This is a genomic window from Pseudomonas sp. FSL R10-2964, from assembly GCF_009600035.1.
GTDB lineage: Bacteria > Pseudomonadota > Gammaproteobacteria > Pseudomonadales > Pseudomonadaceae > Aquipseudomonas > Aquipseudomonas bubulae.
The window spans coordinates 1-16,365 of the sequence record NZ_WIWH01000022.1; the positions used below are offsets into that span (position 1 = coordinate 1).

The 16,365-nt window shown below is 58.6% G+C and carries 15 protein-coding genes; 10 read left to right on the forward strand and 5 right to left on the reverse strand.

What is annotated here, in order from left to right; all coding sequences use genetic code 11:
* Positions 1–165: 165 nt before the first annotated feature.
* The 3 genes from nadE to GHN92_RS13875 all read right to left on the reverse strand — a co-directional run bounded on the left by nadE (position 166) and on the right by GHN92_RS13875 (position 3,249).
* A complete protein-coding gene (nadE, locus tag GHN92_RS13865; protein ID WP_095000971.1) occupies positions 166–993 on the reverse strand; it encodes an ammonia-dependent NAD(+) synthetase in 828 nt (275 codons plus the stop codon).
* 3 nt (positions 994–996) lie between these two features.
* Positions 997–2,211: a nicotinate phosphoribosyltransferase gene (gene pncB, locus GHN92_RS13870; RefSeq protein WP_095000972.1), complete on the reverse strand. Its 1,215-nt coding sequence runs from the start codon at positions 2,209–2,211 to the stop codon at positions 997–999.
* Between the two features lie 141 nt (positions 2,212–2,352).
* Positions 2,353–3,249 carry a LysR family transcriptional regulator gene (locus GHN92_RS13875; protein ID WP_095017674.1) on the reverse strand — a complete coding sequence of 299 codons (897 nt, stop codon included), beginning with the start codon at positions 3,247–3,249 and terminating at the stop codon, positions 2,353–2,355.
* Positions 3,250–3,403: 154 nt separating this feature from the next.
* Here GHN92_RS13875 and GHN92_RS13880 point away from each other — a divergent pair, with 154 nt between their 5' ends.
* The 10 genes from GHN92_RS13880 (at position 3,404) to GHN92_RS13925 (ending at position 14,339) form a co-directional block, all read left to right on the forward strand.
* Positions 3,404–4,894, forward strand: coding sequence for an aldehyde dehydrogenase family protein (locus tag GHN92_RS13880; protein ID WP_095000974.1), 1,491 nt, complete (start codon positions 3,404–3,406; stop codon positions 4,892–4,894).
* Between the two features lie 142 nt (positions 4,895–5,036).
* On the forward strand, positions 5,037–6,320 hold the full coding sequence (locus tag GHN92_RS13885) for an FAD-binding oxidoreductase (RefSeq protein ID WP_153380385.1): 1,284 nt from the start codon (positions 5,037–5,039) through the stop codon (positions 6,318–6,320).
* A gap of 363 nt (positions 6,321–6,683) precedes the next feature.
* A complete protein-coding gene (locus GHN92_RS13890) occupies positions 6,684–7,820 on the forward strand; it encodes a branched-chain amino acid ABC transporter substrate-binding protein (protein ID WP_153380387.1) in 1,137 nt (378 codons plus the stop codon).
* 1 nt (position 7,821) lies between these two features.
* On the forward strand, positions 7,822–7,977 hold the full coding sequence (locus GHN92_RS13895) for a hypothetical protein (RefSeq protein WP_153327708.1): 156 nt from the start codon (positions 7,822–7,824) through the stop codon (positions 7,975–7,977).
* Between the two features lie 9 nt (positions 7,978–7,986).
* On the forward strand, positions 7,987–8,901 hold the full coding sequence (locus tag GHN92_RS13900; protein ID WP_153380388.1) for a branched-chain amino acid ABC transporter permease LivH: 915 nt from the start codon (positions 7,987–7,989) through the stop codon (positions 8,899–8,901).
* A 2-nt stretch (positions 8,902–8,903) separates the two neighbouring features.
* Entirely contained in the window at positions 8,904–10,187 is a 1,284-nt protein-coding gene (gene livM, locus GHN92_RS13905) for a high-affinity branched-chain amino acid ABC transporter permease LivM (protein WP_095000978.1), read from the forward strand.
* Entirely contained in the window at positions 10,184–11,071 is an 888-nt protein-coding gene (locus GHN92_RS13910; protein WP_095017673.1) for an ABC transporter ATP-binding protein, read from the forward strand. The genes livM and GHN92_RS13910 overlap by 4 nt, the downstream gene beginning before the upstream one ends.
* Positions 11,068–11,784 carry an ABC transporter ATP-binding protein gene (locus GHN92_RS13915; protein ID WP_095000980.1) on the forward strand — a complete coding sequence of 239 codons (717 nt, stop codon included), beginning with the start codon at positions 11,068–11,070 and terminating at the stop codon, positions 11,782–11,784. The genes GHN92_RS13910 and GHN92_RS13915 overlap by 4 nt, the downstream gene beginning before the upstream one ends.
* A gap of 811 nt (positions 11,785–12,595) precedes the next feature.
* Complete coding sequence (locus tag GHN92_RS13920) at positions 12,596–13,363, forward strand: SDR family oxidoreductase (protein WP_095017672.1); 768 nt, start codon at positions 12,596–12,598, stop codon at positions 13,361–13,363.
* 70 nt (positions 13,364–13,433) lie between these two features.
* Positions 13,434–14,339: a cation diffusion facilitator family transporter gene (locus GHN92_RS13925; RefSeq protein ID WP_095000982.1), complete on the forward strand. Its 906-nt coding sequence runs from the start codon at positions 13,434–13,436 to the stop codon at positions 14,337–14,339.
* A gap of 110 nt (positions 14,340–14,449) precedes the next feature.
* Here GHN92_RS13925 and GHN92_RS13930 read toward each other — a convergent pair whose 3' ends face one another.
* Complete coding sequence (locus tag GHN92_RS13930; protein WP_095024338.1) at positions 14,450–15,583, reverse strand: AGE family epimerase/isomerase; 1,134 nt, start codon at positions 15,581–15,583, stop codon at positions 14,450–14,452.
* A gap of 170 nt (positions 15,584–15,753) precedes the next feature.
* Positions 15,754–16,365 carry an urease accessory protein UreG gene (ureG, locus tag GHN92_RS13935; RefSeq protein ID WP_095000984.1) on the reverse strand — a complete coding sequence of 204 codons (612 nt, stop codon included), beginning with the start codon at positions 16,363–16,365 and terminating at the stop codon, positions 15,754–15,756.

The window sequence follows — 16,365 nt, forward strand, 5'->3', positions numbered from 1 at the left end:
TAAGGGGTCAATGTGTCGTATTAAAAGTGTTCGCGATGTCTCCGAACATTGTGTTCGCTATGTCCCCGGTCCATACACTCCCGGAGGGAGAGGGGACGGATTGATGGTGTTCTTGAAACCGCGTGCGGTCTGCTCCCTCTCCCTCCGGGAGAGGTACGCACGGGCTCAAGGCGCGAACGGCATCTCACGCTTGTGGTGGGTCTTTTCGTACGTCTTGCAGATGATATTGAACGCTTCTTCGCTCACCGGCTCGCCATGCAAGAAGGCATCGATCTCGGCATAGGTCACGCCGTGGGACGCTTCGTCCGGTTTGCCGGGCTCTAGGTCTTCGAGGTCGGCAGTCGGGACTTTCTCCACCAGCGATTCCGGCGCACCAAAATGCCGAGCAATGGCCCGCACCTGATTTTTCACCAGCCCGCTGAGCGGTGCCAGGTCGCAGGAACCATCACCGAACTTGGTGAAGAAGCCCATCACCGCTTCCGCCGCATGGTCGGTGCCGATCACCAGCCCGCCAGTCGCCCCGGCAATAGTGTATTGCGCCACCATGCGCATACGCGCCTTGGTGTTACCCAGTACAAAGTCCACGGTGGCGGCAGGCTTGCCTTCAAACGCGGTCACTTCAGCCGCCAGGGCCTTGACCGCAGGGCCGATGTTCACGGTCTGGCGCTCGTCCGGGTTGATAAAGTCGACCGCCGCCGTGGCGTCCGCTTCGTCATGCTGCACACCGTAAGGCAGGCGCACGGCAATAAAGCGATAGGCCTGGTCACCGGTCTGTTCGCGCAATTGCTGCACCGCACGTTGTGCCATCAGGCCTGCGGTCAGGGAGTCGACCCCGCCGCTGATGCCCAGTACCAAGGTCTTGAGCCTGGCGTTGTGCAGGCAGCACTGAATGAAAGTGATACGCCGGGCAATCTCGGCCTCAAGGGCTGCGGTGTCTTTGAACGGCGGCTGGACCTTGAGGTCTGCAGCAATCTGACGCTGTACGGCCTGCATGATTCACTCCTTGGGAGAATGTTCAGGAACTTGGAAAACGTGGCGTAAATAGGCGGCGAAATTGGGGTCGGAGCAATGGGTCTTGCCCGGTTCATCGGAAATCTTGGCCACCGGCGAGCCATTGCAGGCGTTCATTTTAAGCACGATGCTCATTGGCTCAACCCCCGGAATGTCGCAGGTCAGGTTAGTCCCGATACCGAAGCTGACGTTGATCCGGCCGCGCAGTGACCGGAAAATCTCCAGCGCCCGGGGCAGGGTCAGGCTGTCGGAGAACACCAGAGTCTTGCTCATGGGGTCGATGCCCAGCTTGTGGTAATGAGCTATGCATTTTTCGGCCCACACCACAGGGTCGCCGGAGTCGTGGCGCAGGCCGTCGAACAGCTTGGCAAAGTACAGATCGAAATCTTTCAGGAAGGCATCGGTAGTAATGCAGTCCGTCAGCGCGATGCCCAGCAAGCCGCGGTACTCGCGCACCCAGCAGTCGAGCGCGGCACTCTGGCTGTCGATCAGCCGTGGGCCCAGTTGCTGGTGCGCCATGATCCATTCGTGGGCCATGGTCCCTAGCGGCTTCATGTCCAGCTCGCGGGACAGGTTGACGTTGCTGGTGCCGACAAAACGCCCGGGGAAGTCGTGCTTGAGCACACTGACGACTTCTTCTTGCACGCGGTACGAAAACCGTCGACGAGTGCCGAAATCGGCGACTTGCAGTTCAGACAACTCTTCAGCGCTGGCATTGGCCTGCAGCCAGTCAAACTTGCGATACAGCTGCTCCCGGGCCTGTGACAGCACGGTATCGGCATAGCGCGAACGGTTGCGTACTTCGCTGACAATCGCCAGTAACGGCACTTCAAACAGGATCACATGCAGCCACGGCCCGCGCAGGCGGATAACCAGTTCGCCGTTTTCGATGCCGGTGTGTACATAGCGCATATTGAAGCGAAACAGCCCCAAAAAGCGGATGAAGTCGGGCTTCATAAAGGTGATGCGTTCCAGAAACCCCAGCTGGTCCTGAGTCATGCTCAGTTCGCACAGGCGTTCGATCTGGTGACGAATTTCGTTGAGGTATGGGCGCAGATCCTCACTGTTGCGGCAGCGGAATTCCCATTCGACTTCGACGTTGGGGTAGTTGTGCAGCACCGCCTGCATCATGGTCAATTTGTAGAAGTCGGTGTCGAGCAGGTTCTGCACGATGCGATCGGCAAATACACTCTCGCTCATAGCGGCAATCTCCATGCTGCCCGTGCCTGATAGCCACGGCGTTCAGCTTTTTCAATGAATGGCGCTAGTGGCGCATATCTGCAGGCGGTTTTGCCAGCGGTTTTTGTGGTCGTGGCCTGTTTCTGCCCGCTCCCACAGGTGTTATCGCGCATCCAGCTGCTCCATGAACCAGCTCACGAATGCCTTTACCTTGGGTACGCCTGCCGTATGTTCAGGATAGGCCAGGTAGTAGGCATCGCGGCTCGGCATCAAGTGCTGCCAGGCGATGACCAGTTTGCCGTCGGCCAATTCCTCTTCCACCAGGAACCTCGGCAGCAGTGCCACGCCACAGCCAACCTGGGCTGCGCGGATGCACATGTAGAAGGTGTCGAAGCGCGGCCCATGGTAGCTGTGATCGGTATGAAACCCCTGATGCTCAAACCACTCGTGCCAGGCCTGTGGCCGCGAAGCGTTCTGCAGCAACACCAGACCTGTGAGTTGGGTCGGGTCGGTCAGTGCCGTGCCCGGCAAGCTTGCTGGCGAACATACGGCGACCAGTTCTTCACTGAACAGCTTCAGGCTCTCGGTGCCGGGCCGTGAGCCCTGGCCGAAGTAAAACGCCAGATCGCTGCGCCCTTGCAGCAAATCGTCGCCTTGCTGCTCATTGCACAGATCCAGATGAATATGCGGATGGCGTATGCCCCAACCCTTGAGGCGCGGCACCAGCCAGCGGGCGCCAAAAGTGGAAGGGGTGGAGACCCGTAGCACTTCTGTTTCGCCGCCATAGGAACGCAGGGTGTGGGTCGACATCTCTACCTGGGTCAGGATTTTTCGGACTTCTACCAGATACAAATCCCCTGCAGGCGTCAGTTGCAAACGGCGGCGCACCCGGCGAAACAGCAAGTGCTGCAACAGCTCCTCGAGCTGTGCGACCTGTTTGCTGACCGCGCTCTGGGTCAGATTCAGCTCTTCGGCCGCGCGGGTGAAACTCAGATGACGGGTCACCGCTTCAAAACACTGCAACGCCGTGATCGAAGGTAGATGGCGCTTGTTGAGCATAGAAGGCCTCTGATTGTTGTTGTCAGGCAACGTTACCAGTGCAGCATGAATTTTCGGAATGATATCTCGCTTAAAGGTCGTTTGTTGCCGCCATGCCAGCCAGCTACAACTAAAGGCCTGTGAATCATTTTTTAAAGCTCAAGGAGTGCCTTCAATGGTTGCTGCATTACTGGATCGTCTTGGTGTGAACCCCGCGCTGTACCAGCAGGGCAATCAGCCGGTGTATACGCCGATTGACGGTAGCCAGATCGGTGCGGTGCACTGGGAAGGGGCTGCCGAGGCCGAGCAGCACGTGACCCGCGCCGAACACGCATTCGAGGCATGGCGCAAGGTGCCTGCCCCGCGTCGTGGGGAACTGGTGCGCCAGTTCGGCGATTTGCTGCGTGAGTACAAGGCCGATCTGGGCGAGCTGGTGTCATGGGAAGCGGGCAAGATCACCCAGGAAGGGTTGGGCGAAGTGCAGGAAATGATCGACATCTGCGACTTTGCAGTTGGCCTGTCGCGTCAGCTCTACGGCTTGACCATCGCCTCGGAGCGACCAGGCCACCATATGCGTGAAACCTGGCACCCGCTGGGTGTGGTGGGTGTGATCAGCGCATTCAACTTTCCGGTGGCCGTGTGGGCGTGGAATACCGCGTTGGCGCTGGTATGCGGCAACGCGGTGATCTGGAAACCATCGGAAAAAACCCCGCTGACGGCGCTGGCCTGTCAGGCCTTGTTTGATCGTGTGTTGAGCTCGTTTGAGGGCGCGCCCAAGTACCTGGCCCAGGTGGTGATTGGTGGTCGTGAAGCGGGCGAAGCCCTGGTTGACGATCCGCGAGTCGCGCTGATCAGTGCCACCGGCAGCACGCGCATGGGCCGCGAAGTGGCACCTAAAATCGCCGCACGCTTTGCCCGCAGTATTCTGGAGCTGGGCGGCAACAATGCGATGATTTTGGCGCCGAGTGCCGACCTGGACATGGCCGTGCGTGCCATCCTGTTCAGTGCTGTCGGTACTGCCGGGCAGCGCTGCACCAGCCTGCGCCGGCTGATTGCCCACGACTCGGTCAAGGAAGAAATTGTCACCCGGCTCAAGGCGGCCTATTCCAAAGTGCGTATCGGTCATCCGCTGGAAGGCAATCTGGTGGGGCCGCTGATCGACAAAAGCAGCTTTGAAAACATGCGTGATGCGCTGGAGCAGGCCCTTAGCGAAGGCGGGCGGGTATTTGGTGGCGAGCGGCAATTGGCGGGCCAGTACCCTGGCGCTTACTACGTGGCCCCGGCGATTGTGGAAATGCCCGAGCAAAGCGACGTGGTGTGCAGCGAGACCTTCGCGCCGATTTTGTATGTGGTCGGTTACAGCGACTTTGCCGAGGCCTTGCGCCTGAACAACGCGGTGCCGCAGGGGCTGTCATCGTGCATCTTCACCACCGATGTGCGCGAGGCCGAGCAATTCATGTCGGCCACTGGCAGTGATTGCGGGATTGCCAACGTCAATATCGGGCCCAGCGGTGCGGAAATCGGGGGTGCCTTTGGTGGTGAGAAAGAAACCGGGGGCGGTCGCGAGTCGGGGTCAGATGCATGGCGTGGATATATGCGCCGGCAGACCAATACCGTCAACTACTCGCTGGAATTGCCGTTGGCGCAAGGGATTACGTTCGATTGAGGTGATGCAAGCCCTCACCCCCAACCCTCTCCCGGAGGGAGAGGGAGCTGATCTGCTTTTGCCTTTAGTCCCCTCTCCCTCCGGGAGAGGGCCAGGGTGAGGGGCTTTGATTTTGGTTGGGTTTCATTTCTGGAGCTTGGCAATGCCTTTACAAGAACAATGTCTGTGGGAAACCCTTACCCCCCAACGCCCCCAAGCGCCAACCTTCAAGGGCGAGTTGAGCGTTGATGTGTGTGTGATCGGTGCCGGCATCACCGGTTTGTCCGCCACCATCCATTTGCTCGAGCAGGGCAAAAGTGTCTGTGTGCTCGAAGCCTATCGCACCGGTCATGGCGGCTCAGGCCGCAACGTAGGATTGGTTAATGCCGGGATGTGGATACCGCCCGACGATATCGAAGCCGGTTTCGGCGAGGCTGTCGGCAGCCAGCTCAACCGCATGCTCGGTGCCGCCCCGGGACTGGTGTTCAGCCTGATCGACAAATACCGCATCGACTGCCAGTTGCGCCGTGAAGGCACCCTGCACATGGCCCATAATGCCCGTGGCGAAGCCGATTTGCGCAGCCGTGAAGAACAATGGAAGCGCCGTGGCGCCCCGGTTGAACTGCTCACCGGCGCCGCCTGCGAAGCCGCTACCGGCACCACAAAAATCGCCGCCGCCTTGCTCGACCGTCGCGCCGGCACCCTCAACCCTATGGCCTACACCTCGGGCCTGGCCAAGGCAGCCTGTGATCTGGGCGGGCAGCTGTTCGATCATTCCCCGGTCACCGGACTTGAACGCCAAGGCCCACGCTGGTCAGTGCAAACGGCCCACGGTGCGGTAAGTGCAGAGCAGGTGGTGCTGGCGTCCAATGCCTACACCGAAGGCGAGTGGACTGACTTGCGACGTAACTTTTTCCCCGGTTATTACTACCAGGTCGCCTCCAAACCTCTGACCGACGCCAGCGCAGCGCGAATCTTGCCAGGCGGCCAAGGGTCGTGGGACACCCGCCAGGTATTGAGCAGTATCCGTCGCGATGCCGACGGCCGTTTACTGCTCGGCAGCCTGGGCAACGGCAATCAGAAGCCTGCGTGGTTTCTCAAGGCCTGGGCCGACCGCGTGCAGCAGCATTATTTCCCGTACCTCAAGGGCGTGGAATGGGAGTGCACCTGGACGGGCTGCATCGCATTTACGCCCGATCATCTGATGCGCTTATTTGAACCGGCGCCCGGTTTGGTGGCAGTCACCGGCTATAACGGTCGCGGTGTAACCACAGGCAGCGTGGTCGGCAAGGCCTTTGCCGACTATTTGTGCAGTGGCGATGCCAAGGCCTTGCCAATCCCCTTTGCACCGATGCGGCCGCTGTCTGGCACGGGGTTGCGCAGTTGTTTATACGAAGCCGGTTTTTCGCTGTATCACGCCGGCCAATGTTTAAGAATTGTGATCTGACGCGGTTTTTTCCTGGGCGCCCCGACGTTTTGCCTGGCAGCGGCTAGCCTTAAGTGGTGCGGCCTGTAGCAGTCCTGCACCGAGAGTGTGCAGTTCGGTGACGCAAGTGGTTACAGGACGTTTGCGCAACCCGGGGCAACCTGGTTGCAATACCGGCTGCGGCAGGGGGCGCCTGTAGAAACATAGCGGTTTTACCTTCCTCGGTTTAGACGGTTGCACGCCCAATGAAAATGGGCTCGAAACAGTCGATATAACAACAATAGAACGACTTTTTTAAGAATAAAAAGCCAATGGCACGCGGCTTGCTCAGCGCTTTAGGTGAAGTCGAAGTGCCATCTAATAAAACCTCAGGAGCACCACCTCATGTCGCAGACGTTCTACAAGAAAGGTTTTCTGGCCCTCGCCGTAGCAGCTGCATTGGGCGTTTCTTCGTTTGTTCAGGCTGATCTGAAAATTGGTGTTGCGGGCCCGATGACTGGCGCCAACGCAGCTTTTGGCGAGCAGTACATGAAGGGTGCCAAGGCAGCGGCAGACAAGATCAACGCCGCCGGTGGGGTCAACGGCGAGAAGATCGTTCTGGTGGCCGGGGACGATGCCTGCGAGCCGAAACAGGCCGTAGCCGTCGCCAACCGTTTGGTCGACCAGGACAAAGTGGCCGGTGTAGTAGGGCACTTCTGTTCTTCATCGACCATTCCGGCGTCTGAGGTGTACGCCGATGCCGGTGTGATTGCGATCACTCCTGGCTCCACCAACCCGGCGGTGACCGAGCGTGGCCTGAGCGCGATGTTCCGCATGTGTGGTCGTGATGACCAGCAGGGCATTGTGGCGGCGGATTACATTGTTGATGTGCTCAAAGGCAAGAAAGTGGCCGTTTTGCACGACAAGGACACCTATGGCCAGGGCCTGGCGGACGCCACCAAGGCGCAACTGATCAAGCGCGGCGTGACCCCTGTGTTGTACGAAGGCCTGACCCGAGGCGAAAAAGACTTCAGTGCCGTGGTGACCAAAATCCGCTCCAACGGGGCCGACGTGTTGTATTTCGGTGGCCTGCACCCGGAAGCCGGCCCGCTGGTACGCCAACTGCGTGAGCAAGGCCTCAAGGATGTGAAGTTCATGTCCGATGATGGTGTGGTCACCGACGAACTGGTTACCACCGCAGGCGGCCCGCAGTACGTTGACGGCGTTTATATGACCTTCGGTGCCGACCCGCGCCTGTTGCCAGACAGCAAGGTGGTGGTTGAAGAGTTCCGTAAGGCTGGCACCGAACCAGAGGGCTACACCCTGTACGCCTATGCTTCGGTCCAGGCCCTGGCTGACGCCTTTGCCGGCGCCAAATCCAACAAGGGTGAAGATGCTGCCAAGTGGCTCAAGGCCAACCCGGTTAAAACCGTGATGGGTGAGAAAGCCTGGGACAGCAAAGGTGACCTTAAAGTCTCCGACTACGTTATGTACCAGTGGGACAAAGACGGTAAATATCACCAACTGGAAAAACAGAAGTGAGATGAGTCACCTACCTGATGCCAGCTTCGGCGGGCATCAGGTAGGGATGGATCTGCACCACCTGTCTTCTTTTCCAGGAGTCGCGCACACCCTGCCAGCCAAGCTGTCCTGTGACGGCGTGGATGGCTTGCGTCTGCGCAAAGGCTCCAGTGCGTGAGATTGCGTTATGGATGGTATTTTCCTACAGCAACTGCTGAACGGCCTGACCCTCGGGTCTGTCTACGGCCTGATCGCCATCGGCTACACAATGGTCTACGGCATCATCGGCATGATCAACTTCGCCCACGGCGAGGTGTACATGATCTCTGCTTACCTCGCGGCGATCAGTCTGGCTCTGTTGGCATACTTCGGTATCGAATCCTTCCCGTTGTTGATGTTGGGCACCCTTATTTTCACGGTGGTGGTCACGGGCGTGTATGGCTGGGTGATCGAGCGCGTGGCCTACAAGCCGCTGCGCAATTCCACACGGTTGGCGCCGCTGATTAGCGCCATTGGTATCTCCCTTATCCTGCAGAACTATGTGCAAATCGCCCAAGGCTCACGTCAGCAGGGCGTGCCGACGTTACTTAGCGGGGCGTGTCGGGTCGATATCGGCTCAGGCTTCGTACAGCTGACCTACACCAAAGTCTTTATTCTGCTCGCCGCCTTTGTGGGCATGGGCCTGCTTACTTACATCATCAAGTACACCAAGCTGGGCCGCATGTGCCGCGCCACCCAGCAGGATCGCAAGATGGCGTCGATCCTGGGGATCAATACCGACCGGGTGATTTCCTACGTGTTCGTGATCGGTGCCGCCATGGCCGCGCTGGCCGGTGTGCTGATTACCATGAACTACGGCACGTTCGACTTCTATGCCGGTTTCATCATCGGGATCAAGGCCTTCACCGCAGCGGTGCTCGGCGGCATCGGTTCACTGCCGGGGGCCATGCTCGGCGGGATCATCCTGGGTATTTCCGAGTCGCTTTTTGCCGGGTTGATTAACTCGGATTACAAGGATGTATTCAGTTTCTCACTGCTGGTGCTGATTCTGATTTTCCGTCCTCAAGGCCTGCTGGGTCGTCCTCTCGTGGCGAAGGTGTAAGTATGTCTGTAGCCATTAATAAACCGATTGATATCAAAAAAAGCGTAGTCGACTCGATCCTGGCCGGGTTGATTTCATTGATTGTGTTCGGGCCCATCGTAGGGGTGGTGCTCGACGGTTACAGCTTCAACCTGCAACCGGCCCGGGTAGGCTGGCTGGTGGCTATCGTTATGGTCGGGCGCTTTGCCCTGAGCCTGTTTTTACAGACTGCCAAAGGGCTGAAAATCCTGCAGGGCTTTGAGTCCACAGGCTCGGGCGTGCATGTGCTGGCACCGGACTACAAGTCGCGGCTGCGCTGGATCGTGCCGTTGCTGATCGTGATTGCCATCGTGTTTCCGTTTTTCGCCAATAAATACATTCTGACCGTGGTCATCCTTGGGCTGATTTACGTGCTGCTGGGCCTGGGGCTGAATATCGTGGTTGGCCTGGCGGGGTTGCTCGACCTGGGGTATGTGGCGTTCTATGCCATCGGCGCTTATGGTCTGGCGCTGGGCTATCAATACCTGGGGCTGGGTTTCTGGACGGTGCTGCCGCTGGCGGCCATTGCGGCGGCGATGGCGGGATGCATTCTGGGGTTTCCGGTGTTGCGCATGCACGGTGACTACCTGGCCATCGTGACCCTGGGCTTTGGTGAAATCATCCGTCTGATCCTCAACAACTGGCTGTCGTTTACCGGCGGGCCAAATGGCATGCCGGTGCCATCGCCGACCTTTTTCGGCCTGGAGTTCGGCCGGCGCGCGAAAGATGGCGGGGTGCCATTTCATGAGTTCTTCGGCCTGGAATACAACCCCAATATCAAGTTCCTGTTTATCTATATCGTGCTGTTTCTGGTGGTGCTGCTGGTGTTGTACATCAAGCACCGCCTGACCCGCATGCCGATCGGCCGCGCCTGGGAAGCGCTGCGCGAAGACGAAATTGCCTGCCGTTCCATGGGCCTCAACCATGTGCTGGTCAAGCTGTCGGCGTTCACCATTGGTGCCTCCACGGCTGGCCTGGCCGGGGTGTTCTTTGCCAGCTACCAGGGTTTTGTTAACCCTTCCTCGTTCACCTTCTTCGAGTCGGCGCTGATCCTCGCCATTGTGGTGCTCGGCGGCATGGGCTCGACAGTGGGCGTGGTGATCGCCGCATTCGTGCTGACGGTGGCTCCTGAACTGTTGCGCAGCTTTGCCGAGTACCGGGTGCTGCTGTTTGGTGTGTTGATGGTGTTGATGATGATCTGGCGACCGCGAGGCCTGATCCGCATCAGCCGTGTCGGAGTTGCGCCACGCAAGGGGGTTGCGCCATGAGCGAATTGTCAAAAGACGACGTGGTGCTCTCGGTCGACAAACTGATGATGCACTTTGGCGGGATCAAGGCCCTGAGTGATGTCAGCCTCAAGGTCAAACGCAACTCGATCTTTGCCCTGATCGGCCCCAACGGTGCCGGTAAAACCACAGTGTTCAACTGCTTGACCGGCTTTTACAAAGCCAGCGGCGGCAGGATCGAACTCAATGCCCGCGGTACTCGTACCAACGTGATCAAGCTACTGGGGGAGCCGTTCAGGCTGAGCGACTTTGTATCGCCCAAGGCGTTTGCCAGCCGGCTGTATTACAAAATGTTCGGCGGAACACATCTGGTCAACCGCTCGGGTCTGGCGCGCACGTTCCAGAATATCCGCCTGTTCAAGGAAATGTCGGTACTGGAAAACCTGCTGGTGGCCCAGCATATGTGGGTCAACCGCAACATGCTCGCCGGCATCCTCAATACCAAGGGCTATCGCAAGGCTGAAAGCGATGCGCTGGATCATGCCTTCTACTGGCTGGAGGTGGTTGACCTGGTGGACTGTGCCAATCGCCTGGCCGGTGAATTGTCCTATGGCCAGCAGCGACGCCTGGAGATTGCCCGGGCCATGTGTACGCGGCCGCAAATCATCTGCCTGGACGAACCGGCGGCAGGCCTCAACCCGCAGGAAACCGAAGCGTTGAGCGGGATGATCCGCCTGCTGCGCGACGAACACGACCTGACGGTGGTGTTGATCGAGCACGACATGGGCATGGTCATGAGCATTTCCGATCACATCGTGGTGCTCGACCACGGCAACGTGATTGCCGAAGGCGGGCCTGAGGCCATCCGCAACGACCCCAAAGTGATTGCGGCCTACCTTGGCGCAGACGAAGAGGAGCTGATATGACGGGCACGATCCTCGAGCTCAAGGAACTGGACGTTCACTACGGGCCGATCCAGGCCCTGAAAAAAGTCTCGATGCATATTGAGGAGGGCGAAACGGTAAGCCTGATCGGCTCCAACGGCGCGGGCAAATCCACGTTGCTGATGTCGATTTTTGGCCAGCCCCGGGCCAGCGGCGGGCAAATTATCTACCAGGGTGTGGACATTACCCACAAGTCCTCGCACTACATCGCCTCCAACGGTATCGCCCAGTCGCCGGAAGGCCGTCGCGTGTTTCCGGACATGTCGGTGGAAGAAAACCTGCTGATGGGCACCATCCCCATTGGCGACAAATATGCCGACGAAGACATGCAGCGCATGTTCGAGTTGTTCCCCAGGCTCCTGGAACGGCGCAATCAGCGGGCCATGACCATGTCGGGTGGCGAACAGCAAATGCTCGCCATTGCCCGAGCGCTGATGAGCCGGCCCAAGCTGCTGTTGCTGGATGAGCCCAGCCTGGGGTTGGCACCGATTGTGGTGAAGCAGATTTTTGCCACGCTGCGGGAGCTGGCAGGCACTGGCATGACCATCTTTCTGGTGGAGCAGAACGCCAACCACGCCCTGCGGTTGTCGGACCGGGCCTATGTGATGGTCAACGGTGAAATCCGTCTGACCGGCACCGGCAAGGAACTGCTGAGTAACGAGGAGGTGCGTAACGCTTATTTGGGCGGGCATTAACAGGCATTTCACATCTCTCTGTGTGGGAGCGAGCCTGCTCGCGATGGCATCACTGCGGTTTGTTTGAATCACCGCGTCGATCCCATCGCGAGCAGGCTCGCTCCCACATGTCTTTTTGTCAGACAATTCCACCCCGCCCGTCCTCGCCGCAAATTGTGGAAAACAATATTACAACGCTGTGAAAGCGCGACATAAAGCCGCTGCAATTACCTGTTTTGTCATCATTTTGACTTGTCCCCGTTTGCTGTGGAGGTGGCTGTGGGTAACGTGGGAGTAGTTGGCTGTAGCCCTTTATTTACAAGGTGTCCAGCTGGGTGGTTATTTTTCGACCAGCGGCTTTTGCGCAGCCGTTGCGCCGATTTGTCAACAGGTTTGTACGGGTGTAAAGAGCGTCTGGAAATAATGACTAACCTGTGGATAAGTCTGTGGTTAAACTCTGGAAAGAATGCTCCAGGCAGCGTAATTACTGGCCTCTGGCTATCTGGCGGATTTTCCACGGTTGCACCTTTTTGGGGCGTCTGCATGCGGGGTGTGCCCGGGTCAAGTAAAAAAGTCTTACCGATGCTCTCTATCCCTTGTGGATCGGGGCTTTGCGCTTTTTGGAGTTGCCCCCAAAGACTGTGGACGGGCCTGTGGATAAGGTGAGCGCATATGGCTCCAGCCCTTGTTCGTCGTGGCTTGTCGCGTGCTGGTTGTTTTTTGTACAGACTTGTTTTGAAAACACCGCAGGTTGCCGCTGAACGCTAGCCGGGGCATTCTGCTCAACGTCCAATTCAACGGCGGCCGATGCCCGCCAGCCAAGGAGAACATGATGACTTCCACCCTGTTTATTACGGGCGCGACTTCCGGATTTGGTGAAGCATGTGCACGCAAGTTTGCACAGGCAGGCTGGAAACTGGTGTTGACGGGGCGACGCGAAGACCGTTTGAAAGCATTGTGCGAAGAGTTATCCAAGCAAACCGAAGTACACGGCCTGGTGGTGGATGTGCGCGACCGTGCCGCGATGGAAGCGGCGATTGCCGGTTTGCCACCTTCGTTCAGCACATTGCGTGGGCTTATCAACAACGCGGGCCTGGCCCTGGGTACCGACCCAGCGCCCAAATGCGACCTCGACGATTGGGAGACCATGGTCGACACCAATATCAAGGGCCTGCTCTACACCACCCGCCTGCTGTTGCCACGACTGATTGCCTACGGCCGTGGTGCCGGGATCGTTAACCTGGGTTCCATCGCGGGTAGTTATCCTTACCCCGGCAGCCATGTGTATGGCGGTACCAAGGCGTTTGTAAAACAGTTCTCCCTGAACCTGCGCTGCGATTTGCAGGGCACGGGCGTGCGGGTCAGCAACGTTGAGCCGGGCCTGTGCGAGAGCGAGTTCTCGATGGTGCGCTTTGGCGGCGACAAGGCTCGCTACGACGCGACCTATCAGGGCGCCGAACCGATTCAGCCAGAAGACATCGCCGAGACCATTTTCTGGGTGCTCAATACTCCGGCCCACGTCAACATCAACCGCCTTGAGCTGATGCCCGTCACGCAGTCCTGGAGCGGTTTTGCCATCGAACGCCACGCCAAGGAGTAAACTCACCCCTGGCAGCCCACCTGCGACCTCCTGAGGGGGTCGCATTCAATCGGGCTGAAAAGGAGTTTGTGTGAGTAACCGTGGTGAGCAGAAACTGCTCAAGCAATCGACCGTTCTAATGTTCGCGGTGGCCATTGCCGGCATCGTGACGGGTTTTATTTCGGGTTCCGAATCCATCATGTTCGATGGGTTTTTCTCTCTGATCGCGACTTTTATCAAAGTGCTGATGCTGATTACGGCGCAACTGATCGCCAAGGAAAGCAACCAGCGTTTCCAGTTCGGTTTTTGGCACCTTGAGCCCATGGTGCTGCTGATTGAAGGCAGCTTCCTGTTGTTGATTGCGATCTACGCCTTTCTCAATGGCGTGTTCGGCATTATCAATGGCGGGCGCGATATCGAGCTGGGGCTGGTGATCGTCTATGCGGCGGTGTTCACCGTTGTTGAATTTGCCTACTACTTCTGGGTAAAGCGCAAAAATCGCAAGCTCAAGTCAACCCTGATCCAGTTCGATAATGTCAGCTGGCTGGTGGATGCCATGTTGTCGGTGGGGCTGTTGATAAGTTTTGTCACGGCGTTGCTGTTGAAGCAGCAGGGTTATGCACAGTGGGCTGCTTATGTTGACCCGGCGATCCTGATTTTGCTGGCGCTGAGCATGCTTGCGCCGGCGTTCAAGATCCTCAAGCCGGCCTTGCGTGATGTGCTCGGGATTGTCCCGGATGCGCTGGATGACAAGGTGCGGGATGTGCTCGAGGAAATGTCGGCGCGGCATGGTTTTGAAGGCTACAAAACCTATGTGCAGAAGCACGGGCGGGCACGGTTTATAGAGATTCATATCGTGTTGCCGGCAGGTTATCCACTGACCAGCGTGAAGACCCTTGATGCACTGCGCGAAGAGATCTCCGGGTTGCTGGGTGCCGCGGACAGTGCGCGCTGGCTGACCATCAGCTTTACCGGTGATCGTAAGTGGATTGCCTGAGCCAGCCTTGAGTGGTGGGAGCGGGCTTGCTCGCGATTCAGGCGGCGCGGTTTGTCAGGACTATTTCGGTGATGCCATCGCGAGCAAGCCCGCTCCCACAGCTGTTGGTGTTAGCTGAGGTATTGCACCAAACCGCTGTAACAGGTGGCCAGATGATAAGGCGTGGTCGACGGCATATCCTCGCGGCTGACCTTGCCCGCGCCATCGCGGCATTCGTACCAGCCACCGGCATGTAGAAACTTCTGCTGCAGCGCCAGCAATTGACGCTGCACCTGTGCCTGGCTGTTCGGGCGCAAGGTCAGGGCGCGCAGGTACTCGGCCTGTGCCCAGATACGCTGGGTACCATCGCGCAGGCTGCCATCAGGGGCCAGCATGCCGCACACCGCGCCGCTCTGCGGATCGACCCCCACCTGCTCGGCAAACCCGAACGCCCGTTCCAGCGAACCGTGCAACGGCGTCTGGCGCAGCAGTGGCGAAGACTCCAGCAAAAAGAACCACTCGAATTGATGCCCCGGTTCAAACCAGTTATCCACAGCTCCGAGCGGCTTTTCCAGCATGACGTTATGCACAGGCTCGATAAAGCGTTGTTGCATACCCTCGGCCAGGGCCAGCAAGGCCGTCTGCACTGGCTTATCGTCACGTACCGACAAAGTGGCCAGGAACGCTTCGGCCAAGTGCATCAACGGGTTTTGCAGCGGGCCGCTGCCCAGTGGCGACCAATCCCGCTCCAGGCTGGCTTCATACAGGCCGTTGCCGTCATTGAAACGTTCAGCCACCACTGCCAGTGCGCCATTGAGCGCCGACGCCACTTGTGGTTCGCGCACTTTCGCCCAGTAATGGGCACAGGCAAAGATGATAAAGGCGTGGGTGTAGAGGTCTTTGCGTTGATCCAGCGGCGCGCCATCGGGGCCGATGCTGTAGAACCAGCCACCGTGCTCGGCGTCATGAAAATGCAGGTGCAGCGAGCGGAACAGTTCAGCAGCGCGTTCGGCGGCACCGGGGAACGCCGGGTCGTCGATCAGGCTGGCGAACAGGTACAGCTGCCGTGCGCAAGCCATGGCGCGATAGCGCTGGGGTGGCAGCGGCTGGTGCGTGGGGCTCAAGGCTTCGAAGGGCAGTGCGAGTTCGGCATTCCAGCCGGGGCCTTGCCAGAGCGGCACGATGACCTGGCGAAAATGCTGCTGTACTGCCGCAAATTGGGCGGTCAGTTCAAGCGGGAAGTCGGAGCTGGCTACATCAGGCATCGGTGGGTGTCGTCACGGCTGGGGCGATTGCGCGACATGATACACCGTGATTCCCCGGATGATCTCAACTCTGTGGGAGCGAGCCTGCTCGCGATGGCATCGCTGCGTTTTTCTGATGTACCCCGTCGCGGCCATCGCGAGCAGGCTCGCTCCCACAGATGATTTCACCGCTATTGGATCAACAATCCCTGACGCTCGATAAACGCCACGATGGTGTCCAGGCCATGTCCGGTCTTCTGGTTGCTGAACACAAAGGGTTTTGCACCGCGCATGCGCTTGGTGTCGCTGTCCATCAGTTCCAGCGATGCGCCCACCAGCGGCGCAAGGTCGATTTTGTTGATCACCAGCAGGTCCGATTTGCAGATCCCCGGCCCGCCCTTGCGCGGCAACTTGTCCCCGGCGGACACGTCGATCACGTAAATCGTCAAATCGGACAGCTCCGGGCTGAAGGTGGCCGACAAGTTATCCCCACCCGATTCCACCAGAATCAGGTCAAGGCCGGGAAAGCGTCGGTTCAACTGATCCACAGCCTCCAGGTTGATCGAAGCATCTTCACGAATCGCTGTGTGCGGGCAGCCGCCGGTTTCTACACCGATGATCCGCTCTGGCGCCAGCGCCTCATTGCGCACCAGAAAGTCAGCATCTTCACGGGTGTAGATATCGTTGGTGACGACGGCCAGGTTGTACTTTTCCCGCAGGGCCAGGCACAGGGCCAGGGTGAGCGCAGTTTTGCCGGAGCCTACCGGGCCACCGATGCCAACACGCAAAGGCTGTGTGTTCAT

Coding starts and splice junctions, on each gene's coding strand:
- GHN92_RS13880 (WP_095000974.1), top strand. CDS start 3,404: ATGGTTGCTGCATTACTGGATCGTCTTGGTGTGAACCCCGCGCTGTAC.
- GHN92_RS13915 (WP_095000980.1), top strand. CDS start 11,068: ATGACGGGCACGATCCTCGAGCTCAAGGAACTGGACGTTCACTACGGG.
- nadE (WP_095000971.1), bottom strand. CDS start 993: ATGCAGGCCGTACAGCGTCAGATTGCTGCAGACCTCAAGGTCCAGCCG.
- pncB (WP_095000972.1), bottom strand. CDS start 2,211: ATGAGCGAGAGTGTATTTGCCGATCGCATCGTGCAGAACCTGCTCGAC.
- GHN92_RS13930 (WP_095024338.1), bottom strand. CDS start 15,583: ATGCCTGATGTAGCCAGCTCCGACTTCCCGCTTGAACTGACCGCCCAA.
- ureG (WP_095000984.1), bottom strand. CDS start 16,365: ATGAACACACAGCCTTTGCGTGTTGGCATCGGTGGCCCGGTAGGCTCC.
- GHN92_RS13920 (WP_095017672.1), top strand. CDS start 12,596: ATGACTTCCACCCTGTTTATTACGGGCGCGACTTCCGGATTTGGTGAA.
- GHN92_RS13910 (WP_095017673.1), top strand. CDS start 10,184: ATGAGCGAATTGTCAAAAGACGACGTGGTGCTCTCGGTCGACAAACTG.
- GHN92_RS13885 (WP_153380385.1), top strand. CDS start 5,037: ATGCCTTTACAAGAACAATGTCTGTGGGAAACCCTTACCCCCCAACGC.
- GHN92_RS13875 (WP_095017674.1), bottom strand. CDS start 3,249: ATGCTCAACAAGCGCCATCTACCTTCGATCACGGCGTTGCAGTGTTTT.
- livM (WP_095000978.1), top strand. CDS start 8,904: ATGTCTGTAGCCATTAATAAACCGATTGATATCAAAAAAAGCGTAGTC.
- GHN92_RS13895 (WP_153327708.1), top strand. CDS start 7,822: ATGAGTCACCTACCTGATGCCAGCTTCGGCGGGCATCAGGTAGGGATG.
- GHN92_RS13900 (WP_153380388.1), top strand. CDS start 7,987: ATGGATGGTATTTTCCTACAGCAACTGCTGAACGGCCTGACCCTCGGG.
- GHN92_RS13890 (WP_153380387.1), top strand. CDS start 6,684: ATGTCGCAGACGTTCTACAAGAAAGGTTTTCTGGCCCTCGCCGTAGCA.